The following is a 25,567-nucleotide window of genomic DNA, read 5'->3' as shown; positions in this document are numbered from 1 at the left end:
ACGCAACATCCCGCCGCGTCCGGCGAGGCACCGGTGCGACGGGATGTTGGGACGATCTCGTCAGGCAGTGATCTTCGTGGCGCCGTTGTCGCCGGCGCCGGCTGCCTTCGGGGACTTCTGCTCGGCGGCGGCCGGCGGCTGCTGCGTCGGCACGATGCCGGCCAGGCCGGAGAGCATCTGGCCGAGCTGGGCGGTGACGGCGTCCTTCTGACGGGTGAGGTCGTCGACCGCGCGGCGGGCCGTGTTGGTGGCGCTTTCGGCCTCGCTGCGGGCGTCGGTGAGGAGGCGGTGCGCCTCGGCCCGGGCCTCGTTGACGGTCTTCTCGGACAGCGACTTCGCCTTGTCCATCGTGTCGGCCGCGTGCCGCTCGCTCTCGACGCGGCGGGTCTCGGCCCGCTGCTCGGTCTCCTTCGCGTGCTGCTCGGCGGCCCGGGCCCGCTGCTCGGCCTCGCGCACCAGCTTCTGCGTGGCGGCGACGGCGGCGGTGTGGCGCTGGTTCTCGTCGCGCTCGGCCCGCTCGCGGCGCTCGGACAGCTCCTCTTCGAGGGCCTGCAGGTCCTTGTCGCGCTTGTCGCGGGCGTCGGCGAGAAGCTTCGTCGCCTCGGCGCGCTTCTCCTCGGCCTCGCGGGCGGCCTTCGCGCGGAGCTGGGTGATCTCGCGCTCGGCGGTGGCCCGCAGCGTCGACACCTCGCGCTCGACGGTGGCCTTCAGCTCGGCGACCTCATGCGCGGTGGCCGCGCGCAGCGCCTTGGTCTCGCGGTCGGCCTCGGCCCGCAGCGTGTCGGACTCGCGCCGGGCCTGCACCCGCGCCTCGGCGGCCTCCCGCTCGGCGGCGGTGCGCAGGTTGCTCGCCTCGCGCTCGGCGGTCGCCTTCATGGCGGCGGCCTCGGCGCGCGCCTTGTCGGTGATCTCGCGGGCCTCGAGCCGGGCCGCGGACGTGATGCCCTCCGACTCGCGCTTCGCTTCGCCCCGGTGGTCGTTGGCCTGCTCCTCGGCCAGCCGCAGGATCTGCTCGACCCGCGTGCCGAGCCCGGAGAGCGTCGGCCGGTTGTTCTCCTCGAGTTGCTTGTTCGCGTCGGCGATCTTCTGTTCCATCGCCGACATGCGCTGCTCGGCCTGCCGCAGCCGGCGCTGCGCATCGGTCATGCGCTGCTCGGCCTCGCCGCGGTCGCGCTCGGACTGCGAGAGCGCGGCCTCGCGTTGCTGGATGAAATTGTCGACCTGGGCGCGGTCGTAGCCGCGCAGAACGACACTGAACTCTGCGGCGCCACTGGCACCGTCAAAGAAGGCGAGGTTATTAGGCTGCTGCGGCTGAGGCATTCGCTCATACTTGCAGACCCTCCCCCGGAGACCGCAAGACCGTACGGACGACGTTCGGCCGCCATTTGCATTACTTTCCGCGATCTTGGAGCGGAATCAGCCCTGGGGGTGTAGGGGCTCGACGAGTTCGACCAGTACCCCGCCGCAGTCCTTCGGGTGGACGAAGTTGATCCGTGACCCCGCCGTACCCCGTCGTGGCTGCTCGTACAGCACCCGGAGGCCCTTCGCCCGCACCGCGTCGGCCGCCGCTTCGACGTCCGAAACGGTGTACGCGATCTGCTGGAGGCCGGGGCCGGACTTCGCGAGGAACTTCGCGATCGCCGAGTCGTCGCGCAGCGGCGCGAGCAGTTGCAGCCGGCTGGTCCCGTCGCCGACCGTCAGCATCGCCTCGCGTACCCCCTGGTCGTCGTTGACCTCGGTGTGTACGCACGCCATCCCGAAGACCCGACCGTAGAACTCGATCGCGGCGTCGAGGTCGGGCACCGCGATGCCGACGTGGTCGATGCGGAGGAGGCCCGGCAGTCCGTCGAACGTCATGCCGGTAGTGTTTACCTGAACCAACGTTAAGTCTCGCTGGGGGTATCCGATGAGTTCCGTCATGGTGAATGGCGCCCGCACCCCGATGGGTCGACTGCTCGGCGCGCTGAAGGACCTTCCGGCCACCAAACTCGGCGAGATCGCGATCCGGGCCGCGCTGGAGCGGTCGGGCGTCGCGCCCGACCAGGTGCAGTACGTGATCATGGGCCAGGTGCTGCAGGCCGGTGCCGGTCAGATCCCCGCCCGCCAGGCCGCCGTCGGTGCCGGCATCCCGATGTCGGTGCCCGCGCTCACGATCAACAAGGTCTGCCTCAGCGGCCTCGACGCGATCGCGCTGGCCGACCAGCTCATCCGGGCCGGCGAGTTCGACATCGTGGTGGCCGGCGGCATGGAGTCGATGACGAACGCGCCGCACCTGCTGATGGGCCAGCGCGCCGGCTACAAGTACGGCGACGTGACGATCAAGGACCACATGGCGCTCGACGGGCTCACCGACGCCTGGGACTGCTGCTCGATGGGCGAGTCCACCGAGCGTCACAACGCCCGTTACGGCATCACCCGGGAGGATCAGGACGCGTTCGGCGCGGCCAGCCACCAGCGGGCCGCCGCCGCGCAGAAGAACGGGCACTTCGCCGAGGAGATCGTCCCGGTGGAGATCCCGCAGCGGAAGGGCGACCCGATCCTCGTCACCGACGACGAGCAGATCCGTCCGGAGACCACGGCCGAGTCGCTGGCGAAGCTGCGCCCGGCGTTCGCGAAGGACGGCACGATCACGGCCGCCACCTCGTCGCCGATCTCCGACGGCGCGTGCGCGGTGGTGGTCATGTCGAAGGCGAAGGCCGAGGAGCTCGGTCTCACGTGGCTCGCCGAGATCGGCGCGCACGGCAACGTGGCCGGCCCCGACAACTCCCTGCACGCCCAGCCGGCGAACGCGATCACGCACGCGCTCCGCAAGGAGGGCCGGAGCATCGACGACGTGGACCTGATCGAGATCAACGAGGCGTTCGCGGCGGTCGGCCTGCAGTCGATGAAGGACCTCGGCGTCGGCGCCGACAAGGTCAACGTCAACGGCGGCGCGATCGCGCTCGGTCACCCGATCGGCATGTCCGGCGCGCGGCTCGCCCTCACGCTCGCCATGGAACTGCGCCGCCGGGGTGGCGGTCTCGGCGCGGCCGCGCTCTGCGGCGGCGGGGGCCAGGGCGACGCCCTGCTCCTCCGGGTGCCGAAGACAGGTTGACCATGCGGCTATCCTCGCGTGTGCCGGGGGAGGACCGACAGGGGAGCGATCGATGACCGACGTGGCGTACAACTCACCGCAGTACGGCTACGGCACCGGGGTCCCGCCCCAGCCGGTTCCGCCGCAGCCCATGCCGCTGCCGTCGGAGCAGCCCGAGCAGCCGGTGGCGTCGTACGACGTCGACCCGTCGCCCGGACACGCGCCGCCGGCCGTCGTCTCTTCTTCATATGAGGAGAGTTCGGAGAGTCCGGCGAGCGAGCCCACGGGCGCGGTGAGTTTCGACAAGGCGGAGGCCGCCGCCGACGAGCCGGACGAGGCCTCGGACGATCCGGTGGCGACCAACAGCACGTCGGGAAGGGTGGCGGTTCAGGTGGTCGACCGCTTGCGCAGCACGGCCGAGCGCGGCACCACCACGGTGCCCACGCCCGTCATCGAGAAGATCGCCACGCTCGCGGTCCGCGAGGTGCCCGGCGTGTTCGACTTCGCCGCGGGCGAGGGAGCCGACGGTGAGCGCACGCTCGCGATCGGGGTCGACGGCAAGACCGCCACGGTCACCCTGCACCTGGTGATCGAGTACGGCTTCGCCGTGCACTCGGTCACCGAGAAGGTCCGTACCAAGGTGATCAGCGCGCTGGAGAACCTGTTCTCGCTCGATGTCACCGCGGTCGACATCGTGATCGACGACATCCACCTCGAAGAGCCCGCGGAGTAGCTGATCGTCACCGCGCCGGGGCACATCGGTCGTCCAGGCGACGTGCAAGACTTGGTAACCATGGATCCGCGTTCAGCATCGTCCATCTTCACACGTGGCGCCGTGGATCTCGGCGCCCTCCGGCCGAGCACGCCACCCGCGGCCACGAAACCAGCCGGTGCGCCCCCGGGCGACGCACCGGCGGGGCCGGTCGGTGGGAGCGGCCCGCCCGGTGCCGGTCCGGTGGTCGTCGACGTCACCGAGGCGACGTTCCAGTCCGAAGTGCTGGAGCGGTCGCTCACCACGCCGGTGGTCATCGACCTGTGGGCCGAGTGGTGCCAGCCGTGCAAGCAGCTGTCACCGGTGCTGGAGAAGCTCGCGGTCGAGGGCCGAGGCGCGTGGGTGCTCGCGAAGATCGACGTCGACAGCAATCCCCGCATCGCCCAGGCGCTGCGGGTGCAGGGCATCCCGATGATCATGGTGGCGGTCGGCGGCCAGCTGATGGAGGGCTTCAGCGGCGTGCTGCCCGAGGCCCAGGTGCGCCAGTTCATCGACGCGGTGCTCAAGGCCGGCGGGGCACAGGTCGAGTCGTCGGAGGACCCGCGCTTCGCCGTCGCCGACGAGGCGCTGATGGTCGGTGACCTCGACGCCGCCGAGCAGGCGTTCAAGAAGATCCTCGGCGAGACGCCGAACGACACCGCCGCCGAGGCCGGGCTCGCCCAGGTGGGTCTCATGCGCCGCATCGAGGGCAAGGTGCCGGGCAAGGTGCTGGCGGCCGCCGAGGAGTCGCCCGACGACGTGGGCGCGCAGACCCTGGCGGCCGACGTCGAGATGCTCAGCGGGCAGGCGGAGGCGGCCTACAGCCGGCTGATCGCCCTGGTGCGGCGAACGGCCGGCGACGACCGGGAGACGGCGCGCAAGCATCTGGTGGCGCTGTTCACGCTGGCCGGTCCGGACGATCCCGCAGTCGCGTCGGCCCGGCGCGCCCTGGCCAGCGCGCTGTTCTGACGGCTGCCGCAGCCGTGCGTCGCATCGCCGTCCTGGACGCGCCGAGCAACCTCGGCCTGCGTCCGCCCACCGCGACCTCGGTGCCGGGTTGCTACAAGGCTCCCGGCGCGCTCCGCGACCACCGGCTGATCGACCGGCTGAAGGCCCGTGACGCCGGCTGCCTGACCCCGCCGAGGTACGACCCCGGCGACTGGCGGCCGGGCGACGGGGTGGCGCACGCCGCCGACATCGCCCGCTACTCGGTGCAGCTCGCCGACCGGATCGGGGCGATCATCGCGGCCGGCGAATTCCCCCTGGTGCTCGGCGGCGACTGCTCGGTGCTCCTGGGCGCCGCGGTCCTGGCGGGTCGCCTCGACGGGCGGTACGGGCTGGTCTTCGTCGACGGGCACTCCGACTTCCGGCATCCCGGCAACGCGTCCTACGTCGGGGCGGCGGCGGGGGAGGACCTGGCGCTCGTCACCGGGCGCGGCCAGCCCGACCTCACCGGCATCGAGGGCCGGCGGCCGTACTTCCGCGACATCGACGTGGCGGTGCTCGGCATCCGCCCGCAGGACGAGTACCGGATCGAGCTGCAGGCGGCCGGCATCGCCTACCGCGCGGTGCCGGAGCTGCGGTCCGACGGCGCGGCGCGGAGCGCCCAGTGGGCCCGGCAGGTCCTGCAGGACTGCGACGGCTACTGGGTCCACATCGACGTCGACGTGCTCGACCCGGCCGTGATGCCGGCCGTCGACGCGCCCGACGCCGGCGGCATCGCGTACGCCGAGCTGGAGCTGCTGCTCGCCGGCCTGGTCAACACGTCCCGCTGCCTGGGCGTCGAGCTGACCGTCTTCGACCCCGACTACGACCCCGACGGCCAGTACGCCGGTGAGCTCGTCGAGCTGCTGGTCACCGGGCTGGCCCCGGTCGGCGCCGCACCGGTCGACGGCGCCGGTTCGGCTTCCGGCGCCCGCCGGCCGCGGGTCCCGATCGCCCGCTCCACGTTCGCCGATTTCGCCCCGGCACCGCGGCAGTCCCCGGAGGCGCCGGCACCGAGGCGGTCCCCCGAGGCCCCTGCCGCCGAGGAGCCGGCCGAGCAACCGAAGGCGACGTCGGACGCCGCTCCCGCGGCGCCCGAACCCAGACCAGCGCCCGAACCCAGGCCAGCGCCCGAACCCGAACCGGCGCCCGAACCCAGACCCGCGGCCGAGCCGGTGACCGTCCCGACCCAGGCCGGCCCGCCCGACGAGCCGAAGGCCCCGAAGCGCCAGGTCGACCACGGCCCCGGCAAGCTCCGCCGCCGCCCCGCCACCTGACAGGTCAGGCGGCGGCGGACGTCCTTACCAGGGTGCGGATCTGGCGGAGCAGCACCGAGAGGGCGGCCAGGTCGCCGGCGCCCTCCAGCTCGGCGATCGCGGTCTTGGCCCGCGTGATCGACGCGGCGTTCGTCTGCTCCCACTCCTGGACGCGCTCCTCGGCGCTCGCGTCGACGGCGGTGCTCGCCAGCACCTCCTGGGTCAGCCCGGCCAGTGCGGCGTACAGGTCGTACCGCAGGGCCATCCGGGCCAGGGTCTGCCACCGGTCGGCCCGGGGCAGGGCGGAGATGCGGGAGAGCAGGTCGTCGGCGCGGAAGCGCTCCGACAGCACGAAGTAGACCCGTGCCACGTCCTCCAGCGGTTGGCCGGTGGAGTGCGCCGCCTCGACCACGTCGAGCAGCCCGAAACCGTACATCAGGCGGGTGGCCCAGTCGGCCAGGTCGCGGGGGAGGCCGGCCTCGGTCATCCCGTCGGCGTGACGCTCGAGCGACGCGCGTTCGCCGCCGCGGAACAGCGAGTCCAGTCGCGGCATGAGCGCGTCGACGCCGGGCCGGATCCGCGCGATCTCGCCGGTGACGTCGATCGGCGGGCGCCGGTTCGACACCAGCCAGCGCACCGACCGGTCGAGCAGCCGGCGACCCTCCAGGTACACGAGCGTCTGCGCCTCGGTGGGGACCTTGTTGTCGAGCGCCTCGGTGGCCCGCCACAACTCCCGCAACCCGTACACCTCGCGCACCACCACGTACGCGCGGAGGACGTCGGGCCAGGTGGCACCGGTTTCGTCGGTGGCCCGGTAGAAGAACGACGTGCCGCCGCGGTTGACCGCCTCGTTGACGAGCACGGTGGTGACGATCTCGCGCCGCAGCGGGTGCTCGGCCATGTGCGCGGCGAACCGTTCCCGCAGCGGCGTCGGGAAGTAGTTCCGCAGCACGCCGACGGTCCACGGTTCGTCGGGCACCGACGAGTCGAGGATCTCCTTCTCCAGCACGATCTTCACGTACGCCAGCAGCACGGAGAACTCCGGCGCGGTGAGCCCGGTGCCCTGCTCGCCGCGGACGGCGAGTTCCTCGTCGCTGGGCAGGTCCTCCAGTTCGCGGTCGAGCGCGCCGCGGCGTTCCAGTTCCGAGATCAGCCGGCGGTGCACCGGCAGCAGCGAATGGGCCTGCGACATCGCGTTGCCGAGCGCGATCGCCTGGTCGTAGTTGTCGCGCAGCACGAGCTCGCCGACCTCGTCGGTCATCGCCGCCAGGAGGTCGTTGCGGTCGGCTTCGGCCAGGTCGCCGGCCGCGATCGCGCGTCCCAGAAGGATCTTGATGTTGACCTCGTGGTCGGAGCAGTCGACGCCGGCGGAGTTGTCGATGAAGTCCGACGCCACCTGGCCGCCCGTGCCCGCGCGACCGCCGAACCGGGCGTACTCGATGCGTCCGAGCTGGGTGAGGCCGAGGTTGCCGCCCTCGCCCACCACGTTGGCCCGCAGTTCGCGGCCGTTGATGCGGATCGCGTCGTTGGCCTTGTCGCCGACGTCGACGTGCGACTCGCCCGCGGCCTTGACGTACGTGCCGATGCCGCCGTTCCAGAACAGGTCGACCGGTGCCTTGAGGATCGCCTTCATCAGCTCGGCCGGCGTCAGGACCTTCACGGAGGCCGGCAGGTCGAGCGCGGCGCGCGCCTCCGGTGAGATCGGCACCTTCTTGAGCGTCCGCTCGAAGACCCCGCCACCGGCGGAGATGAGCCGGGCGTCGTAGTCGGCCCACGACGAGCGCGGCAGCTCGAACAGGCGCCGGCGTTCGGCGTAGCCCGCGGCCGGGTCGGGCGACGGGTCGATGAAGATGTGCCGGTGGTCGAACGCGGCCACGAGCTTGATGTGCTCGCTGAGCAGCATGCCGTTGCCGAACACGTCGCCGGACATGTCGCCGACGCCGACCACGGTGAACTCCTGCGACTGGGTGTCGCAGCCGAGGTCGCGGAACCGCTTCTTGACCAGTTCCCAGGCGCCCTTCGCGGTGATGCCCATGCCCTTGTGGTCGTAGCCGGCCGAGCCGCCCGACGCGAACGCGTCCTGCATCCAGAAGCGCTTGCGCACCGAGATCTCGTTGGCGATGTCGGAGAACGTCGCGGTGCCCTTGTCGGCGGCGACGACCAGGTACGGGTCGTCGGGGTCGTGGCGGACCACCTCCGGCGGTGGCACGATCGCGCCGTCGACGAGATTGTCGGTGACGTCGAGCAGCGCCGTGATGAACAGCTTGTAGCAGGTGACGCCCTCGTCGCGGTCGCCCGGCTTCTGCTTCAGCACGAAGCCGCCCTTCGCGCCGGTCGGCACGATCACCGCGTTCTTCACCATCTGCGCCTTGACCAGGCCGAGGATCTCGGTGCGGAAGTCCTCCCGCCGGTCGCTCCAGCGCAGGCCGCCCCGGGCGACCGAGCCGAACCGCAGGTGCACGCCCTCGAACCGGGGCGAGTACACGAAGATCTCGAACTTCGGGCGCGGCGCCGGCAGCTCGGGGATCGACTGCGGGTCGAGCTTGAACGCCACGTACGACTTCGGCCGGCCCTGGTCCTTCTGGAAGAAGCTGGTGCGCAGCGTCGAGGTGATCAGCGTCAGGTACGAGCGGACGATGCGGTCCTGGTCGAGGCTGTGCACGCTGTCGAGCTGCTTGTGCAGCGCCGCGATCAGCTCCTTGGACTGCAGCTGACGGTCTTCGTCGGCCAGCCGCAGCACCGGGTCGAAGCGGGTCTCGAACAGCGCGACCAGCAGCGCCGCGATCCCCGGGTAGGCCAGCAGGGTGGCCTCCATGTACTCCTGGGAGAAGTTCGTGCCGGCCTGGCGCAGGTACTTCGCGTACGCGCGGAGCACCACGACCTGCCGCCAGGTGAGCCCGGCGGTGAGCACCAGCGCGTTGAACCCGTCGACCTCCGCCTCGCCCCGCCACGCCGCGGAGAACGCGTTCTCCACCTGCGCGCGCACCTCGGCGACCTCGCGCGAGCGGGCCGGTAACTGCAGGCCGAAGTCGTACAGGTAGACCGTGCCCTCTTCGCGGGTGACCTCGTACGGCCGCTCGTCGGTGACGCGGACGCCGAGCGAGTGCAGCACCGGCAGCACGGTCGACAGCATCATCGGCTCGCCGTAGCGGTACACCTTGAACCGCACGTCCTCGTCGTCGCGGCGCTTGCGGTACAGGTGCATCACCAGTTCGCCGGGCTCGTCGAGGAGTTCGAGCTTGGCGATGTCCTTGTTCGCCTCGAACGGGTCGTGCTCGTCCTTGTAGGTCTCCGGCAGCGCGTAGGCGTACCGCAGGTACAGCTCCTTGGCCGGGCCCTCGCCGATCTTGTTCTCCAGGACCAGGCGGAAGTCGTCCTCCCACTGCCGGGTCGCGGCCGCGAGCTGGCCCATGAGCCCGTCGTGGTCGATCTCGCCGGGCGGGTTCTGCGGGTCGGTCCGAACAATGAAGTGGACGCGTGCCAGCGGCGACTCGGTGACCCGCGTGGTGTAGTCGACGCCGATGCCGTTCAGCTCGCGGAGCAGGATCTCCTGCATCTTCACCCGGCTGCCGGTGGTGAACTTGTCCCGCGGCAGGTACACCAGGCAGGAGATGAACCGCCCGTACGCATCGCGTCTCAGGAAGACCCGCAGTTGGCGACGGCCCGCCAACCGCAGCACCCCGATGACCGACCGGTACAGCTCCTCGGTGGCGATCTGGAACAGCTCGTCGCGCGGATAGGTCTCCAGGATCTCCATGAGATCCTTGCCGGAGTGGCTGCGCGGGCTCAGGCCCGAGCGCTCCAGCACCTCGGCGACCTTGCGGCGCACCACCGGCAGTTCCCGGACGCTGGTGCGGTACGCGGCGCTGGAGAACAGCCCGAGGAAGCGGCGCTCGCCGACCACCTCGCCGTTGGCGTCGAACACCTTGAACCCGATGTAGTCCAGGTAGGCGGCGCGGTGCACGGACGCCCGCGAGTTGGCCTTGGTGATGATCAGCAGCCGCTTCTCCAGCGCCTTCGCGTACGCCTCCGGGCTCATGCTGCTGAGGACGCGGCCGTGGGGCTGGTCGCCGCGCAGGATGCCCAGGCCGCTGCCGAGCTTCGCGGTGAGGACGAGCTCGCCGGCGTCGTTGCGGGTGAGCCTGTACTCGCGGTAACCGAGGAACGTGAAGTGGTCGTCGACGAGCCATCGCAGCAGCTCGATCGAGTCCGTAATGTCCTTGTCGGGCACCGGTAGCTGGGCGCTGGCGAGCTCGTCGGCGAGGCTGAGCGCCTGTACCCGCATGCGCGGCCAGTCCTCGACCGTCTCGCGCACGTCGGTGAGCACCCGCACCAGGTCGTTGTGCAGCGCCTCCCGCCCGGCCGGATCGCGTAGCGGATCGACCTCGATGCGCATCCAGCTCTCGACGATCTGCTCCGGGCCCGCGGCGGCGGCACTGCCCTGCGCGTGCTCGGGTTCGCGATCGAGGTGGATTTCCCGCAACCGGCCGAGCCCTTCCCGCGTGACCACGAAGAGGGGGTGCACGAGGAGGTGGACGTCGAGCGAGCGGGCCGTCAAGGCGGCGGTGACCGAGTCGACCAGGAAGGGCATGTCGTCGGTGACGATTTCGATCGCGGTGTGGGTGTCGTCGGGGGCGAGCGAGATCCGGACCTTCAGCTGCCCACGGACCCGCTCGCCGGCCAGCTCGCGATGCGAGACGGTCGCGTTGAGCAGAGCCGTCGCCGACCGTCCGACCATCTCCTCGTGCGGTACCAGCCGCCAGTACTGGGAGACGAGCTCGCACAGCTGCGGATCGGTGGCCGCCCGCTTCTTCGCGAGCGCGACGCACTCGGCGACCAGCCGATCGGCGTTCGGTACCGGAGCGTCGGAGTCGACGTCGTCGTCGTACCCGTCCGTCGCTGCCGCGACATCCTCCTCCTGCTGGCCCGTACTGCGCATGGCACACACACTCCCCTCGCCCACCACGCTGTGGGTTTCCTCGCGCACCAGCCTAGGGTGTGCCCTCGCCGGCTCACACGTAACCGAACGGTCGTCGCGGTTGATGCGTATCGGACAATGAGTCCGGGGAGAGGCGGGGGACGTGACCTTCAAGAGGCTGATCGGCGTGCTGGCCGTGGTGGTGCTGGGTACCGGCGGGCTCAGCGCGTGCGGCGAGGACGATGCGGCGGAGCAGGCCCTGAAGGGGTTCGTCTCGGCCTGGCAGACCGGCAAGCTGGGCGGACGCAAGCTGGCCGACTCCAACGGCAGCGCGCTGACCGGCGACGCCGCGCAGACAGAATTGACGAAAACTGAAGGTGACCTCGCCGCCCGGCGGCCGAAGGTCACGATCAAGGGGAAGCCCGAGATCAAGAAGACCTCGGCCCGGGCCACGGTCACCGTGGCCTGGCCGGTCACCGACGCCGTCACCTGGACCTACGACACGACGGTGCGCCTGGTGAAGCGCGGCGACGACTGGTTGCCGGTGTTCTCGCCGCAGACGATCGTCCCCAACCTGCCCACCGGCGCGAGCCTGGAGGCGACGGTCACGCAGGCCGACCGCGGCGCGGTCCTCGACGGCGCCGGCCAGCCGCTGGTCACCAACAAGCCGGTGGTGGTCGTCGGGGTCGAGCCGCAGCGGATCACCGACCAGACCGTGCTGATCGGCGTCCTCAAGTCGGTCTTCACCGAGATCGGCGTCAACGTCGACCTCAGCACGCTGCCCGAGCGGATCCGGACGGCGGCCAGCCCCACGACGTTCATCGAGGTCGTCACGCTGCGCCGGGAGGTCTACGACACGGTCCGCAGCGACCTGCGCAACGTGCAGGGCACGGTGTTCCGGGAGGCGGTGCAGCCGCTGGCGCCCACCGCGGCGTTCGCCCGGGCGGTGCTCGGCCAGACCGGCGAGGTCACCAAGGAGATCCTCGACAAGAACCCGGGCAAGTACAAAGCCGGCGACCGGGTCGGCCTGTCGGGTCTGCAGCAGAAGTACGACGACCGGCTGCGCGGCGGCCAGGGCGTCACCATCAAGGCGAGCGAGCAGGTGTTGTTCGAGGCGGCGCCGGCGGCCGGCCAACCCGTGAAGACCACGCTCGACGTCAAGATCCAGAACGCGGCCGACGCCGCGCTCGCCGCGGAGGCCCGGCGCTCGGCGCTGGTCGCGGTGCGGGTCAGCGACGGCGCCGTGGTCGCGGTCGCGAACGGACCCGGCGGCAGCAACCTCAACCTGGCCTTCACCGCGCAGGTGCCGCCCGGCTCCACGTTCAAGATGGTCTCCACGTACGGCCTGCTCGAAGCCGGTGCGGTCACGCTCGACACCCCGGTGGACTGCCCGGCGACGACGGTGGTCGAGGGCCGCACGTTCAAGAACTCCGACGGCCTCGGCGCCCTCGGCACGGTGCCGTGGCGCACCGCGTTCGCGAAGTCGTGCAACACGGCGTTCGTGGCGCTCGCGCCGAAACTCGGCGACAACGGCCTGGCCACCGCCGGCACCGCGCTCGGCCTGGGTGCGAAGTGGGACCTGGGCATCGAGACGTTCTCCGGCAAGGTGTCCACCGGGGGCTCGGCCACCGAGAAGGCCGCGGCCGCGTTCGGCCAGGGCACCACGGTGGTCTCGCCGGTCGCGATGGCCGCGGCCGCCGCGGCGGTGGCGCGGGGACGCTGGAAGCAGCCGGTTCTCATCACCGACCCGGCACCGGCGAGCCCGGCACCCGACGGACCCGAACTCAAGGCGACGACGCTCGACCCGCTCCGCACGATGATGCGTGAGGTGGTCACCTCGGGCAGCGGGGTGGCGCTGAAGGGCCTGGCCGGCGCGCCGCTCTACGGCAAGACCGGCACCGCGGAGTTCGACTCGGCCGACCCGACGAAGACGCACGCCTGGTTCATCGGCTTCAAGGGCGACCTCGCGTTCGCGGTGTTCGTCGAGAACGGCGGTGGCGGCGCCGCGACGGCCGTTCCGCTCGCCGGCAAGTTCCTGCAGGCCGCGGGGGTGTAGCGATGCTGTTCCTGGCGGCCGAGCAGAGCTGGACCGAGATCCCCGCGGTCCGGCTCGTCGGCGCGGTGCTCGGCGTCCTCCTGCTGCTGGCCGCGATCCGCGCGATGTTCCGGAAATGACCCGGCCCCCGGGTACGTATGCGTAGGTGCCCTACGCATGCGTAGCCGGGGGCGTACGTAGGTGTTGAGCAGGGAAGATACGCAGTCGATGCCGATGTGACCGGGCGCTGCGAAGAGCAGCATATTGAGCATGAACACGCACCCGGAAGTCATCCGAGAACTCGTCCGCGACCGTCAGTCCCAGCTCCGCCGTGAGGCCCGGGAGCAGGGCTTCGTCAACCGGATCCGCCGCGCCACGCGGCGGGACGGCCAGTGAGCCACACGTACCGGCGCCCACTCCTGGGCGCCGGTATGGCCACCGTGCTCGGCGAGTTCGGCGGCTCGAGCGTCACGCTCGTCAGTCACCCGCGCTGGCCGCCGGCGCGGAGGCGAACGCCGGGGCCGGCCACGTCACGGGGCGTGGTCGGCACCGGAAGGAAAGCCACGAAGGAACTAGCCGGAGGACAGTCATGATCATCAGCCCGCTCGGTACGCCGTGGATCACGCAGGCGTCGTGGAACGAGGTGAGCCCGCGTGAGGCGGCTCACCTCCGCCGGAACCGGGACCAGGATCGGGAGCGCGCCAGGCGCAGCCGCAGGCAGCGCAAGGTGTGAGGCCCGTGAAAACCCGCCAGCAGACGAATGTGACCGTGGAGCCCACCCGCTCCGCGGTCACATCGCTATTTATGTCTCACCGCGCCGGTAGTCTTGCCGCGTGCGCGCCGGCCGCAGTGGTGTCAGCCCCGTGATGATCGGTCGTGCCGACGAGTTGAGGCGCCTGCGCGGCCTCCTCGATGCGGCGCGCGATGGCGCGCAGCCGGGAATCGCGTTGATCGCCGGTGAACCGGGCGTGGGCAAGAGCCGCCTGGTGCACGAGCTGATCTCGGGCATGGCGACACGATCCGGAACGCTGATCGGGCAGGCCGACCCGGGCGCTCTCGGGCGTCCCTTCGAACTTCTCCTCGACGCGCTCGACGGCGCCGCACCGGGCGCCGCGGCCGAACTGCAGGCGGCGATCGCCGACCCGGCGGTCGGGCCGGTCGAGCGGTTGCGCGCCGGCCTCGACGCGGTGCGGGCCAACGACCCCGACGTGGTCGTGTTCGAAGACCTGCACTGGGCCGACTCGGAGAGCGTCGCGCTGTTCGAGCGCCTCGGCGACCTGCCCGGCTCGCGGCTGCTGGTGGGCACGTACCGGCCCGGCGAGGTCGACCGCCGGAACCCCGCCGCCGACCTGCTCACCCGGCTCGAACGGCGGTACCCGGTCACCTACGTGCGGCTGGAACGCCTCAGCCTCGACGACACCAGTGCCCTGCTCACCGCGATGACCGGGCGGCGGCCGCCGTACCGGGCCGCGGTCGCGCTGCAGAACCGCACCGGCGGCAACCCGTTCTTCCTCGAAGAGCTGGTGAAGGCGGCCGGCGGCGGCGAGCTCGACCTGCGCAAGCTCAGCGTCGACCCGCTGCCGTGGAACCTGGCCGACACCCTGCGCCGCCAGCTCGACGAGCTCGACCACACGCAGGAACGCGTGATCGAGGCGGCGGCGGTGCTCGGCCGGAAGGTGCCGTTCGACCTGCTGGCGGTCGTCACCGGGCTGGCCGAAGACGACCTGATCGAGGTGCTGCGCGAGCTGGTGCGCCGCGGCCTGCTGGTGGAGCTGGGCGACGACGAGTTCGGGTTCCGGCACGCGCTGGCCCGCGAGGCGATCTCCGAGCAGCTGCTCGGCCGGCAGCGCCGCCGCCTGCACGAGCTGGCCTACGAGACGCTCGCGGCGGCCGACGACTCCGACGTGGCGCTGATCGCCCACCACGCCAAGGGCGCCGGCCGGTACGACGACATGGTCGCGGCGGTGCGCCGGGGCGTGGAGAAGTACCTGCGCATGGGCTCCACGTACCAGGCGCTGCAGCTGGCCGAGATGGGCCTGGCCGAGGTGCCCGACGACGTGGAACTGCTCGCCGTCGCGGCGCGAAGCGCCTGGTTGGTCGGTCTCCTCGACGACGCCCACCGGTACGCCAAGATGTGCCTGCGCTGCGCCACCAACACCGGCGAGCGGTCCGGCGCGCTGCGGCTGATGGCCCGGGTCGCGTGGGAGAGCGGCCGGCGCGACGAGATGTCGTCGCTGATCGACCGGCTCTGCGAGACGATCCAGGACCTGCCCGACAACGAGGAGCGGGCGGCCGCGATGGCGGCGATCGCCCAGTCGTTCATGCTGCGCGACCTCACGCAGCCGGCGCTGCGCTGGGCCGACAAGGCCGTCGAGCTGGCCGACCGGCTGGGCCTGCCCGACATCCGGGTCACCGCGCTGGTGGAGAAGGGCTCGGCGCTGGTCAACGACCCGGCGCAGGTCGACTCCGGCCGGGCGCTGCTGCGCGAGGTGGCCGACGAGGCGGAGAAGGCCGGCGTGTGGCTGGCGAAGGCGAGGGCGCTGAACAATCTGCTCAGCACGCCCTATCCGCTGAGCGCCGACGAGCAGCGCGACCTGCTCGAACACATGCGAATCGCGGCCGAGAAGGCCGGGTTCGACTCGCTCGCCGTCGCCGCCTACTTCCAGGGCCGGGCGTCGCTGGCGATCCACGACGGCGACCTCACCGCGGCGATCGCCGCGATCGACGACGGCCGGCGGCGCGACCAGGGCGTGCTGCGCACCAGCCAGGGCGACGACTACCACGGCGCGTTCCGGGCCGGCCTGGCGCTGGAGGCCGGCGACGTCGACCTCGCCGCGTCGATCAGCGTCCGCCTCATGGAGAGCATGTCGGCGTTCAGCAAGGGGCGCACCGGCATCCTCGGGCTGGCGTACCACGTCGCCTGCCGGCAGGGCGATCAGGCCGCGGCCGAGCGGGCGTTGGACGAACTCCTCAACGCCGCCGACGGCCGCAAGATCTGGGGCGACATGCTGCACGACCTGGTGTCGGCCGGGTTGTTCGCGCGCATCGCACCGGAGCGGCTGCGTCCGTTGAGCGCCAACATGGGTGGCTTCGCCGAGAACTGGCGCACCCTGGTCGAGGCCCAGCTCACGGAGGCCGAGCGGCACCCGGCCGAGGCGCTGGACGGCTACCGGCGGGCGATGCTCGCCGACGACCTGCCGGCCGCCGTCCGCGGCACCGCGCACGTCGGCGCGGCCCGGTGCCTGGTCGCCCTCGGTCGGCGCGACGAGGCGGCGGCGCTGCTCGACCCGGCCACCCGGCTGCTGGAGAACTGGGACGGCTGGCGCGTGGCCGAGCTGGCTGAACTGCGCGACCTGCTCGGCGCGCGGGAGCACCCGGTCGGCGGAGACTCCCAGCTCACCCCGCGGGAGCTGGAGGTCGCCCACCTGCTGGCGGAGGGCCTCACGAACGCCGAGCTGGCCCGGCGGCTGTTCATCTCGCCCCGTACGGCGGCGGTGCACGTCTCGAACATCCTGAGCAAGCTCGGCGTCAGTTCGCGCACCCAGGTCGCCGACCGGATCAGTTCCGCAGCGCCCGGTACAGGCTGAGCGCCTCCCGCACGGCGGGCCGCAGCACCCGCAGGCGAGACAGGCCGACCATCCGGTCGATCAGCGGCACCGCGCGGTCCACCAGCAGTTTTGTCCGGCCACGGCCGGGCGACCGGTCGTAGACCCAGAACAGCGTGACCCCGAGCTGAGCGAGCCACAGCAGCTCCGGAAGCACCTCCCGCAGCTCCGGGTCGATCGTGGTGGTCGCCCCGCCGACGACGTCGCGGAAGATCGCCTGGCTCATCGTGCGCGCCGGCTCCGACTCGTCGCTGAACGGGTTCGACGCCGACGACGGGTCGGCCGCGACGCGGAAGAACTTCCCGGCGAACGCGTGGTACGGCTCCATCGCCGTCACCCCCGCGGTCATCGCCGCGTGCAGCCGTGTGCCGAAGTCGCTCTGCACGGCCAGGTGCGGCGCCACCGCCTCGCGGTGCGCGACCTGGATGCGCGTGTAGAACTCCTGGACCAGGTGGTCCTTCGACGGGAAGTAGTAGTACGCGTTGCTCGGCGCCAGCCCCGCCGCGGTGGCGATGGCGCGCATCGTCGTCTTCTCGTAGCCCTGCTCGCCGAACAGCCGCACCGCCGTGTCGATGATCAGCTGACGGGTTTGCTCACCTCGTTGCGCAGGCGGTTGTGTCACATCCGTCATCTTCCTTGAGCCAGTTCCGCGCCGCCGACGCCATCGCGACCATCTCCCGCGCCGCCCCGCGCAGGCCGCGCTGCGCGAGACGGAACGAGAGCGCGCGGTACGAGTCCAACGCCCACAGGCAGGTCAACCACGCGGCATCACCGACGTAGACCGCCCCCGTGTCGGCTACCACGGTGATGTCGCGCAGCGTCGCGCGGTGGTCGAGGCCCGGGTACCGGCGCCGGGCCATCGGCGATCCGGCTTCGACAAAATCAAGGGATACGCGCGCAGGCTGCCTGCCCAGCCACAACCTGGCCTGTCGACAGATCGGGCAGGCGGCGTCGTACAGGACCGTGAGCCGCCGGATCATCACGCACCACTGGGTGGCAGGTACATGCTCGGCTGCACCGGCGGCGGCGCGTTCTCCAGCATCCGCCGGCGGCGGAACCGGTTGAGCACGTAGATGTTGAACAGGTGCACCCCGCCGAGCACCAGCAGCACCAGGCCGAGCTTCATCGACAGCGTCTCGACGGCGGCGGTGGCGTCCGTCACCTGCCCCTCGACCCGGATGGCGACGGCCACGAAGCCCGCGTTCAGCAGCCAGAAGCCGACCACCAGCAGATGGTTGATGGAGAGCGCGAGCCGTTCGTTCCCCAGTGCGTCGTCGAGGAACACCTGTCCGTTGCGGTAGAGCGAGCGCGACACCCAGGCGGTGAGCACCAGGCTCAGCGTCAGGTACCCCAGGTACATCGCGAGTTTCGGGTCCATTCCCGTCCTCCCCGTTCTTGAACATGTTCAAGTTCTCTGCCGGCCACGCTACGCCCGGACTTGAACATGTTCAAGAGTGACCTCGGCCTCCCGGTTGTCCCGCCGCCGACATGGTTGGATTGACGCCGTGAACCCGGACGCCGTCATCACCGTCGAGCGGGCCACCGTCACGCGCGGCGGCAACCACCTGATTCGCGACATCTCGTGGGAGGTGGAACTCGACGAACGCTGGGTGGTGCTCGGGCCGAACGGCGCCGGCAAGACCACGCTGCTCAACCTGGCCTCCGGCCGCATGCACCCCACCCGCGGCAAGGTGCACGTGCTCGGCGAACGGCTGGGCCGGGTCGACCTGGCCGAACTGCGCACCCGCATCGGGTTGGCGAGCGCCGGCCTGGCCGAGACCATGCCGCCCGACGAGACGGCGTTCAACGTGGTGCTCACGGCGTCCTGGTCGGTGGTGGGCCGCTACCGGGAGAAGTACGACGACCTCGACGCCGCCCGTGCCCGGGCGCTGCTGGAGCAGTTCGGCGTGGGGCACCTGGCCGAGCGGCTGTTCGGGACGCTGTCGGAGGGCGAGCGGAAGCGGACGCTGATCGCGCGGGCCCTCATGACCGACCCGGAACTCCTGCTGCTCGACGAACCGGCCGCCGGCCTCGACCTCGGCGCCCGTGAAGACCTGGTCCGCCGGCTCAGCGACCTGGCGCTCGACCCCGACGCGCCGGCACTCGTGCTGGTGACCCACCACGTCGAGGAGATCCCGCCCGGTTTCACCCACGCGCTGCTGCTCCGCGACGGCGAGGTGGTGGCACAGGGCCTGCTCGACGACGTGCTGACCCCCGACCACCTCTCGAAGACGTTCAACATCCCGCTGAAGCTGACCCAGGTGGACGGGCGGTGGGCGGCGCGCGCCTAGGCGGCCTCGCTGTGCTCGATCGCGCGCTGCAACGCGCGGTAGATCTTGCCGAACCTGAGCTTGTCGCGGGTGGCGAAGAGCAGGATGTCCGTGTTCGAGTGGCGGGCCCAGATCTGGTGCTCGACGCCGCCCTTTTCGTAGGAGCGCTCGATCAGCGTGATCACCCCCTCCACCAGGAAGAGGCCGATGGTGCCGGCCAGTACCACCCCGGCTACGGCGCCGGCGAGGATCGTGCCGCTGTCGTAGCTCTCGAAGTCGATGCCGCGCATCGCCGCGCCGGCGGCGGCGATGCCGCCCAGAACCGCGAAAATGAGGAGGAACCGCCCGGCGATAAGGGCTACGCCCGGCGCACCCCTCGGGCCGCGCCGGTGCCAAACCAGTTCCAGGTCGGACAGGCGGTAGGCCTGGTCCTCCACCTGGAGCCCGTCGCTACCGACGTACACCGCGTTGTCGCGGTAAAAGGTGGTCATCTCACCACTCCCGAGCGAGAACCATACGGGCATCTGCCGGCTTACGCTTCAGGCTCCACGCGATATCCCCAAGGAGGCAAGGGTGGGCGAGTTCGTCCGGCTTGAGGTAGCTGAGGGCATCGGGACGATCCGATTGGACCGGCCCAAGATGAACGCGCTCAACCGTCAGGTACAGGAGGAGCTTCGCGAGGCCGCCATCGCCGCCTCCGCGGCCGACGACGTGCGCGCGGTGATCGTCTACGGCGGTGAGCGGGTGTTCGCCGCCGGCGCCGACATCAAGGAGATGGCCGGCCTGGGGTACGCCGAGATGGCGGGCCGGGCCTCCGCGCTCACCGGCGCGTTCGACGCGCTGGCCCGGGTGCCCAAGCCGGTGGTGGCGGCGATCAACGGGTACGCGCTCGGCGGTGGCTGTGAGCTCGCCCTCACCTGCGACTGGCGGGTCGCGGCCGACGACGCACAGCTCGGCCAGCCCGAGATCAACCTGGGCATCATTCCGGGCGCGGGCGGCACGCAGCGCTTGTCCCGGTTGGTGGGACCGGCGCGTGCGAAAGATCTCATCATGTCCGGCCGGTTCGTCGGCGCCGCGGAGGCGCTGCAGATGGGGCTCGTCGACAAGGTGGTCTCCGCGACCGACGTCTATGAAACCGCCCGCGCGATGGTCGCGCCGTACGTCACCGGTCCGGCGCAGGCGTTGCGCGCCGCGAAACTGGCCATCGACGGCGGTCTGGAGATGGACCTCGCGTCCGGCCTGGCCTGGGAGAGTCAGCTGTTCGCGGCGCTCTTCGCCACCGACGACAAGGTCGAGGGCATGAACGCGTTCGTCGAGAAGCGGAAGCCGGGCTTCACCGGTCGATGATCAACTAGCGCTCACGCCTACACTCGCTCCTATGTCCGCGGCTGGGGTGGAGCTCGGTGTCGACCTGGGAACGTCGAACACCGTCGCGGTGATGCGCGGCCCCGACGGCCGCGCCCGGACCCTGCTCTTCGACGGGTCGCCGCTGTTGCCGTCGGCCGTGTACGCCGAGCCGTCGGGCCCGATCATCGTCGGCCGCGACGCGGTGCACAGCGCCCGGCTCGATCCGGCCCGGTTCGAGCCGAACCCGAAGCGCCGTATCGACGAGGGTTCGGTGCTGCTCGGCGACCGCGAGGCGCCGGTCGTCGAGTTGCTGGCGGCCGTGCTGACCCGGGTGGTCGACGAGTTCCGGCGCACCGTCGGCAACGGGGTGACCCCGCAGGTCACCATCACCTGCCCGGCCGCCTGGGGGGCCACCCGGCGGCTGGTCCTCTCAGACGCGGCGGCGGCGGCCGGCCTTGGTCCGGTGCGGCTCGTACCGGAACCGGTGGCGGCGGCCACCTACTTCACCCAGGTGCTCGGCCACCAGGTGCCGGTCGGCTCGGTGGTCGTGGTGCACGACTTCGGCGCCGGCACGTTCGACGCCAGCGTGGTGGCGCGCACCGCGGGCGGTTTCGAGGTGCTCGCGGTCGACGGCCGCGACGACATCGGCGGCCTCGACGTCGACGAGGCGATCATCGGATTCATCAGGAAGATCGCCGTCGAGCGCGATGCCGAGGGCTGGGCCCGGCTGGAGCGTCCGTCCACAGTGGACGAGCGCCGGGCGCGGCGGCTGCTCTGGGACGACGTGCGCGTGGCCAAGGAGCGCCTGAGCCGCCAGCCGGCGGCCGACGTCAACGTGCCGATGCTCGGCTTCGACGTGCGCCTGACGCGCGAGGAACTCGAAGGGCTGGCACAGGGCATCGTCGAGCAGACGGTCCGGGTCACCCAGGGCGTGATCCGCTGGGCGAAGCTGCCGGAGGGTCGCCTCGCCGGGGTCTTCCTGGTCGGCGGGTCGAGCCGGATGCCGCTGGTGGGCACGCTGCTGCACCGGGCCCTGGGCGAGCCGCCGGTGGTGATCGACTCACCGGAACTCGTGGTGGCCGAGGGCAGCCTGCTGGCCGGCACCGGAACCACGCCGGAGCAGGTGCGCCCGGTGGCCGGGCCGTCGACCGGGATCATGCCGCGGATCCTCACGCCGTCCGGTGACCTGATGGATCCGAGCCTCGCCGGCGCACCGGCGTCGGGAGCCGCGTACGGCACCCCGCCGACCTCGGGCCCGGCCTACGGCACGCCGCCGACCTCCGGCCCCGCGTACGGCACGCCGCCGACCTCCGGCCCCGCGTACGGAACGCCACCGGTGTCCGGGCCGGCCTACGGAACGCCACCGACCTCCGGGCCGGCCTACGGCGCGCCGCCGACCTCGGGGCCGTCGTACGGAACGCCGGTGGGTGCGCCCGCATCCGGGGCGCCGGCACCCGGTGCCCCGGTGTCGGGTGCCGGCCTGGCGGCCGGGCCGGTCTCCGCTCCGCCGGGGCGGCCCGTCTCGGGCGGCGCCGTGTACGGATCGCCGCCGCTCGATCCGGAAGCGACCCAGCGGGTCGGCCCCTACCCGCCGACCATCGAACCGCGGCCGGCCCTCCAGCAGGCGCCCCCGGTGCAGCAGCCCCCGCCGGTGCAGCAACCCCCGCCCCCTCGGCAACCCCCGCCGCGCCCGGCGAACCCCAGCTACCGGCAGAACCAGGCGAACCCGGTGTACCCGCCCGGCGTGAGCCGCCCGACCTACCGCGAGCCGCAGCAGTACGAGCCGGCCTACCGGGAGTCGGCGTACGCCGAACCCGCGTACGGCGAGCCGGCCCGGGTCGCGCGGAGCAGGGGTGGCGGCAGTCGCGTGCTGAAGACCGTCTTCGTGACGATGCTGCTGATCCTCACGCCGGTCGTCTGCGGAATCGTCGCCTACCGGTTCACGGCCGGAGACTGGCCGCTGCCGTAACCTGCTCGCTTATGGCGGAAACTATCAACGGGCACGGCGGTGACCTGATGCTCGCCGCGCTTCGCGCGTACGGCGTCACCGAGGTGTTCACGCTCTCCGGCGGGCATCTGTTCCCGCTGTACGACGCGTTGCACACCACCGGCGTCCGGCTGCTCGACGTGCGGCACGAGCAGTCGGCGGTGTTCGCGGCCGAGGCCGTGGCGAAGTTGCAGCGGCGGCCGGCCGTGGCCGCGCTGACGGCCGGACCCGGCGTCACCAACGGGATCTCCGGCATCACCAGCGCCCACTTCAACGGCTCGCCGGTCGTGGTGATCGGCGGGCGGGCGCCGCAGTTCCGCTGGGGCGCCGGCAGCCTGCAGGAGATCGACCACCTGCCGATCGTGCGCCCGGTCACCAAGCACGCCGAGACCATCATGTCGACCGCGCAGACGCCCGAGGTGATCCACCGCGCGGTCGCCGCGGCGATCGCACCGCACCGGGGACCGGTGTTCGTCGACGCGCCGCTGGAGGTCATCTTCGACAAGGCGGAGGCCGTGATCGGCGCCGCTCACGTGGTCACCCCGCAGGAGCCCGACCCCGACGAGCTTGCCCGCGCCGTGGCGCTGCTGGCCCGCGCGGAACGCCCGATCTTCATCGCCGGCTCCGATGTCTACACCGGAGACGCGGTCGCCGCGCTGCGCGAGGCCGCGGAGGCGCTCCAGGTCCCGGTCTTCGCCAACGGCATGGGACGCGGTGCGCTCCCGCCCGGCCACCCGCTGGCGTTCGCGCGCGCCCGCAAGGCGGCGCTGACCGGTGCCGACGTGGTGTGCGTGGTGGGCACCCCGCTCGACTTCCGCCTCGGGTTCGGCGACTACGGCGAGGCCCAGGTGATCCACATCGTCGACGCCGAGTCGCAGCGGGCCGGCCACGCCAAGACGGCCGCGTCGCCGGTCGGCGACCTGCGCCTGATCCTCACCGGCCTGGCGCAGAAGAGCGCCCGGCACGAGGACTGGGTCGCCAAGCTGCGCGAGGTGGAGGACGCCGCGCGGGCCAAGGAGGTCGACGCGCTCGCCGCCGACACCGACCCGATCAAGCCCAGCCGCGTCTACGGCGCGCTGCGCGCGGTGCTCGACCCCGACGCCGTGACCATCGGCGACGGCGGCGACTTCGTCTCGTACGCCGGCAAGTACCTGGAGCCGGGCGTGCCCGGCGCCTGGCTCGACCCGGGCCCGTACGGCTGCCTCGGCACCGGCATGGGCTACGCGATGGGCGCCCGCGTCACCTATCCCGACCGCCAGATCTGCGTGCTGATGGGCGACGGCGCGGCCGGGTTCTCGCTCATGGACGTCGAGTCGCTGGTGCGGCAGAACCTGCCGGTGGTGATCGTGGTCGGCAACAACGGCATCTGGGGTCTGGAGAAGCACCCGATGCAGGCGCTGTACGGCTACGACGTGGCCGCCGACCTGCAGCCCGGCCTCCGTTACGACGACGTGGTGAAGGCCATGGGCGGCGCCGGCGAGACGGTGTCGGTGGCGCGCGAACTGGAGCCGGCGCTGCGCCGCGGCTTCGCGTCGGGGGTCCCGTACCTCGTGAACGTGCTGACCGACCCGACGGACATGTATCCGAGGTCGGCGAACCTGGCCTAAAAAGTATTACGCACGTACCCTCTCGGGTATGACAGTTCGGATCGCCGTTTCGCTGCCGGACGACGTCGCGGAGCGGCTCGCGCTTGAGCCCAACGTCTCACGTTTCGTAGCCGAGGCGGTGCGCCACCAGATCCGACGAGAGCGCAGCCTGGCCCTTCTCAACCGCGTCGGCATCACGTTCGGTGACGGTGACGAGGAGGCCGGGCTGCGCCGGATCACCGACGACCACGGCGCGGTGACGCCCGAGCTGGCCGAACAGGCCGACGCCCGGTTGGCCCGCTGGCGCCGGCGGTGAGTCAGGTCGGTTACGTGCTCGACGCGGCGGCGATGCTCCGCTACGGCTCGAGCGTGGAACTGGGGCAGCTGCTGTTCGGCGCCGTGGAGACCGACACCGTGGTGGCGTTGCCGCTGATCAGCCTGGCCGAGGCGTACCGGCGCGCCTCCGAGGAGCAGGTCGCCCTGCTCGACGCGTTGTGCGGCCAGCCGGCCGTCGGCGTCCTGGCGCCCGACGCCGACGATGCGCTCGCGCTGGGCGGGATCGCCGCGACGGCCGGTGACCTGAACCGCGCCCACGCCGTGGTCGAGGCGATGCGCCAGCGCGCCGTGCTGCTCACCCCCGACGCCGACGCGCTGCGCCTCGAACTCCCCGACGGGTGGCCGGTGGTCGAGCTCTAAAGCTCTTCGGTCTCGTCGCTGGGTTTGCGGCGTTGCTGTTCGCGCTGCTGTTCGCCGAGGCGGCGGAGGAACTCCGGGTCGTCGTCCGGTGCGAGTGGGCGCCCGTTGCGACCGGCGCTGGAGCCGCTGCCCAGGCTGTAGCCGCCGACGATCTCGTCGGAGTCGCCGGTCTCGCGTCGCACGGCCGCGCCACGCGGCCGGCCGGCGAGGAACCAGGCGATCGGGCCGAGCGGGGCGAACAACAGGATGATCAGTACCCAGATCACCTTGGGTAGGGCCCGGATCTCGTCCTCGTCGCGCGCCAGGCAGTCGATCAACGCGTACAGGGTGAAAGCGAGGATCAGTAGCAACGGCAGCAAGCGGAGCATGAGGCCAATGATGACGTAGCGTTGCGATGTCGGGTAGAGGACCGGTGACCGGTGTCACCGACCGACCGTAAGCTACTCGTAGGTAACATAGCTGAGGGTCCCGTAATCTGGGCGCGAAACTTAACGAACATTAGGTGGGAGGGCTTCGCACAAGCATGAAGATCGTCGTACTTGTGAAGCAGGTGCCTGATTCTGGCGCGGAGCGCAGCCTGCGTACCGATGACAACACCATCGAGCGGGCATCCGCCAACAACGTGATCAACGAGATGGACGAGTACGCCATCGAGGAGGCGTTGCGCATCAAGGAGGCGCACGGTGGCGAGGTCGTCATCCTGACCATGGGTCCCGACCACGCGACCGAGTCCGTCCGCAAGGCCCTGTCGATGGGCCCCGACGCCGCCGTCCACGTGGTCGACCCGGCGCTGCACGGCAGTTGCGCGGTCGCCACCAGCAAGGTGCTCGCCAAGGCGATCGAGACCCAGGGCGCCGACCTGGTGCTCTGCGGTACTGAGTCCACCGACGCGCGTACCCAGGTGATGGCGCACATGCTGGCCGAGCGGCTGGGCATCGCCGCCGTCACCGGCGTGCGCAAGCTCACCGTCGACGGTTCGAGCCTCACCGCCGAGCGGCAGACCGACGAGGGCTACGAGGTGATCACCGCGTCGACGCCCGCGATCGTGAGCGTGTGGGA

At 71.5% G+C, this 25,567-nt stretch carries 22 protein-coding genes; 14 read left to right on the top strand and 8 right to left on the bottom strand.

The genetic code is table 11. The features are described from left to right. Positions 1-60: 60 nt before the first annotated feature. Together Vau01_RS03375 and mce are read right to left on the bottom strand one after the other, a co-directional pair. Complete coding sequence (locus Vau01_RS03375; protein ID WP_203987043.1) at positions 61-1,320, bottom strand: coiled-coil domain-containing protein; 1,260 nt, start codon at positions 1,318-1,320, stop codon at positions 61-63. A gap of 96 nt (positions 1,321-1,416) precedes the next feature. After that, positions 1,417-1,857, bottom strand: a complete 441-nt coding sequence (gene mce, locus Vau01_RS03370) for a methylmalonyl-CoA epimerase (protein WP_203987040.1) — start codon at positions 1,855-1,857, stop codon at positions 1,417-1,419. Between the two features lie 49 nt (positions 1,858-1,906). Between mce and Vau01_RS03365 the strand changes: the two genes are divergently transcribed. The 4 genes from Vau01_RS03365 to Vau01_RS03350 are packed head-to-tail and all read left to right on the top strand — an operon-like array spanning position 1,907 to position 6,085. Continuing rightward, positions 1,907-3,094: an acetyl-CoA C-acetyltransferase gene (locus Vau01_RS03365; protein ID WP_203987037.1), complete on the top strand. Its 1,188-nt coding sequence runs from the start codon at positions 1,907-1,909 to the stop codon at positions 3,092-3,094. Between the two features lie 52 nt (positions 3,095-3,146). Further along, a complete protein-coding gene (locus tag Vau01_RS03360) occupies positions 3,147-3,806 on the top strand; it encodes an Asp23/Gls24 family envelope stress response protein (protein WP_203987034.1) in 660 nt (219 codons plus the stop codon). A 60-nt stretch (positions 3,807-3,866) separates the two neighbouring features. Then, positions 3,867-4,793 (top strand): tetratricopeptide repeat protein, encoded by a 927-nt coding sequence (locus Vau01_RS03355; protein ID WP_203987033.1) that lies wholly within the window; start codon positions 3,867-3,869, stop codon positions 4,791-4,793. Between the two features lie 14 nt (positions 4,794-4,807). Beyond that, positions 4,808-6,085, top strand: a complete 1,278-nt coding sequence (locus tag Vau01_RS03350; RefSeq protein WP_203987030.1) for an arginase family protein — start codon at positions 4,808-4,810, stop codon at positions 6,083-6,085. A gap of 4 nt (positions 6,086-6,089) precedes the next feature. Here the strand turns inward: Vau01_RS03350 and Vau01_RS03345 are convergent, their stop codons facing one another. Continuing rightward, positions 6,090-11,003 carry an NAD-glutamate dehydrogenase gene (locus Vau01_RS03345; RefSeq protein ID WP_203987284.1) on the bottom strand — a complete coding sequence of 1,638 codons (4,914 nt, stop codon included), beginning with the start codon at positions 11,001-11,003 and terminating at the stop codon, positions 6,090-6,092. A 142-nt stretch (positions 11,004-11,145) separates the two neighbouring features. On the opposite strand from Vau01_RS03345, the gene Vau01_RS03340 reads away from it, so the two are divergent. The 3 genes from Vau01_RS03340 (at position 11,146) to Vau01_RS03335 (ending at position 16,604) form a co-directional block, all read left to right on the top strand. Beyond that, positions 11,146-13,038 carry a penicillin-binding transpeptidase domain-containing protein gene (locus tag Vau01_RS03340; RefSeq protein ID WP_203987028.1) on the top strand — a complete coding sequence of 631 codons (1,893 nt, stop codon included), beginning with the start codon at positions 11,146-11,148 and terminating at the stop codon, positions 13,036-13,038. A gap of 249 nt (positions 13,039-13,287) precedes the next feature. Beyond that, positions 13,288-13,413 carry a hypothetical protein gene (locus tag Vau01_RS64505; RefSeq protein WP_275423908.1) on the top strand — a complete coding sequence of 42 codons (126 nt, stop codon included), beginning with the start codon at positions 13,288-13,290 and terminating at the stop codon, positions 13,411-13,413. 470 nt (positions 13,414-13,883) lie between these two features. After that, entirely contained in the window at positions 13,884-16,604 is a 2,721-nt protein-coding gene (locus Vau01_RS03335) for an ATP-binding protein (protein ID WP_203987282.1), read from the top strand. Here the strand turns inward: Vau01_RS03335 and Vau01_RS03330 are convergent. From Vau01_RS03330 to Vau01_RS03320, 3 genes are read right to left on the bottom strand one after another with little or no spacing between them, the layout of a single operon-like run. Further along, positions 16,576-17,253, bottom strand: coding sequence for a TetR/AcrR family transcriptional regulator (locus Vau01_RS03330; protein ID WP_203987026.1), 678 nt, complete (start codon positions 17,251-17,253; stop codon positions 16,576-16,578). The two genes, Vau01_RS03335 and Vau01_RS03330, sit on opposite strands and share 29 nt — an antisense overlap. Further along, positions 17,216-17,602, bottom strand: coding sequence for a DCC1-like thiol-disulfide oxidoreductase family protein (locus Vau01_RS03325; RefSeq protein ID WP_203987024.1), 387 nt, complete (start codon positions 17,600-17,602; stop codon positions 17,216-17,218). Before Vau01_RS03325 ends, Vau01_RS03330 begins: the two co-directional genes overlap by 38 nt. Continuing rightward, complete coding sequence (locus tag Vau01_RS03320) at positions 17,602-18,000, bottom strand: hypothetical protein (RefSeq protein ID WP_203987022.1); 399 nt, start codon at positions 17,998-18,000, stop codon at positions 17,602-17,604. The genes Vau01_RS03325 and Vau01_RS03320 overlap by 1 nt, the downstream gene beginning before the upstream one ends. A gap of 76 nt (positions 18,001-18,076) precedes the next feature. Between Vau01_RS03320 and Vau01_RS03315 the strand changes: the two genes are divergently transcribed. Further along, entirely contained in the window at positions 18,077-18,913 is an 837-nt protein-coding gene (locus Vau01_RS03315; protein ID WP_203987020.1) for an ABC transporter ATP-binding protein, read from the top strand. Here the strand turns inward: Vau01_RS03315 and Vau01_RS03310 are convergent. Further along, positions 18,910-19,383: a DUF6232 family protein gene (locus Vau01_RS03310; protein ID WP_203987018.1), complete on the bottom strand. Its 474-nt coding sequence runs from the start codon at positions 19,381-19,383 to the stop codon at positions 18,910-18,912. The genes Vau01_RS03315 and Vau01_RS03310 overlap by 4 nt on opposite strands. Before the next feature lie 82 nt (positions 19,384-19,465). On the opposite strand from Vau01_RS03310, the gene Vau01_RS03305 reads away from it, so the two are divergent. Genes Vau01_RS03305 through Vau01_RS03285 form a run of 5 tightly spaced genes read left to right on the top strand, consistent with a single transcriptional unit; the run spans position 19,466 to position 24,508 of the window. Further along, positions 19,466-20,239, top strand: a complete 774-nt coding sequence (locus Vau01_RS03305) for an enoyl-CoA hydratase/isomerase family protein (RefSeq protein ID WP_203987016.1) — start codon at positions 19,466-19,468, stop codon at positions 20,237-20,239. A 31-nt stretch (positions 20,240-20,270) separates the two neighbouring features. Then, positions 20,271-22,208, top strand: a complete 1,938-nt coding sequence (locus Vau01_RS03300) for an Hsp70 family protein (RefSeq protein ID WP_203987013.1) — start codon at positions 20,271-20,273, stop codon at positions 22,206-22,208. Positions 22,209-22,219: 11 nt separating this feature from the next. Beyond that, the gene (locus Vau01_RS03295; protein ID WP_203987010.1) at positions 22,220-23,833 is read left to right on the top strand and encodes an acetolactate synthase; all 1,614 of its coding nucleotides are present in this window, start codon (positions 22,220-22,222) and stop codon (positions 23,831-23,833) included. Positions 23,834-23,861: 28 nt separating this feature from the next. After that, positions 23,862-24,128 carry a hypothetical protein gene (locus Vau01_RS03290; RefSeq protein WP_203987007.1) on the top strand — a complete coding sequence of 89 codons (267 nt, stop codon included), beginning with the start codon at positions 23,862-23,864 and terminating at the stop codon, positions 24,126-24,128. Then, entirely contained in the window at positions 24,125-24,508 is a 384-nt protein-coding gene (locus tag Vau01_RS03285; RefSeq protein WP_203987005.1) for a hypothetical protein, read from the top strand. Before Vau01_RS03290 ends, Vau01_RS03285 begins: the two co-directional genes overlap by 4 nt. On the opposite strand, the gene Vau01_RS03280 is transcribed toward Vau01_RS03285, so the two are convergent. Then, complete coding sequence (locus Vau01_RS03280; protein ID WP_203987003.1) at positions 24,505-24,876, bottom strand: PLD nuclease N-terminal domain-containing protein; 372 nt, start codon at positions 24,874-24,876, stop codon at positions 24,505-24,507. The genes Vau01_RS03285 and Vau01_RS03280 overlap by 4 nt on opposite strands. 155 nt (positions 24,877-25,031) lie before the next feature. On the opposite strand from Vau01_RS03280, the gene Vau01_RS03275 reads away from it, so the two are divergent. Next, on the top strand, positions 25,032-25,567 hold a 536-nt coding region (locus Vau01_RS03275), incomplete at its 3' end, for an electron transfer flavoprotein subunit beta/FixA family protein (protein WP_203987001.1).

This window comes from Virgisporangium aurantiacum, from assembly GCF_016863635.1.
In the GTDB taxonomy this organism is placed as follows: domain Bacteria; phylum Actinomycetota; class Actinomycetes; order Mycobacteriales; family Micromonosporaceae; genus Virgisporangium; species Virgisporangium aurantiacum.
This window is presented reverse-complemented; position numbering and strand designations above follow the sequence as displayed.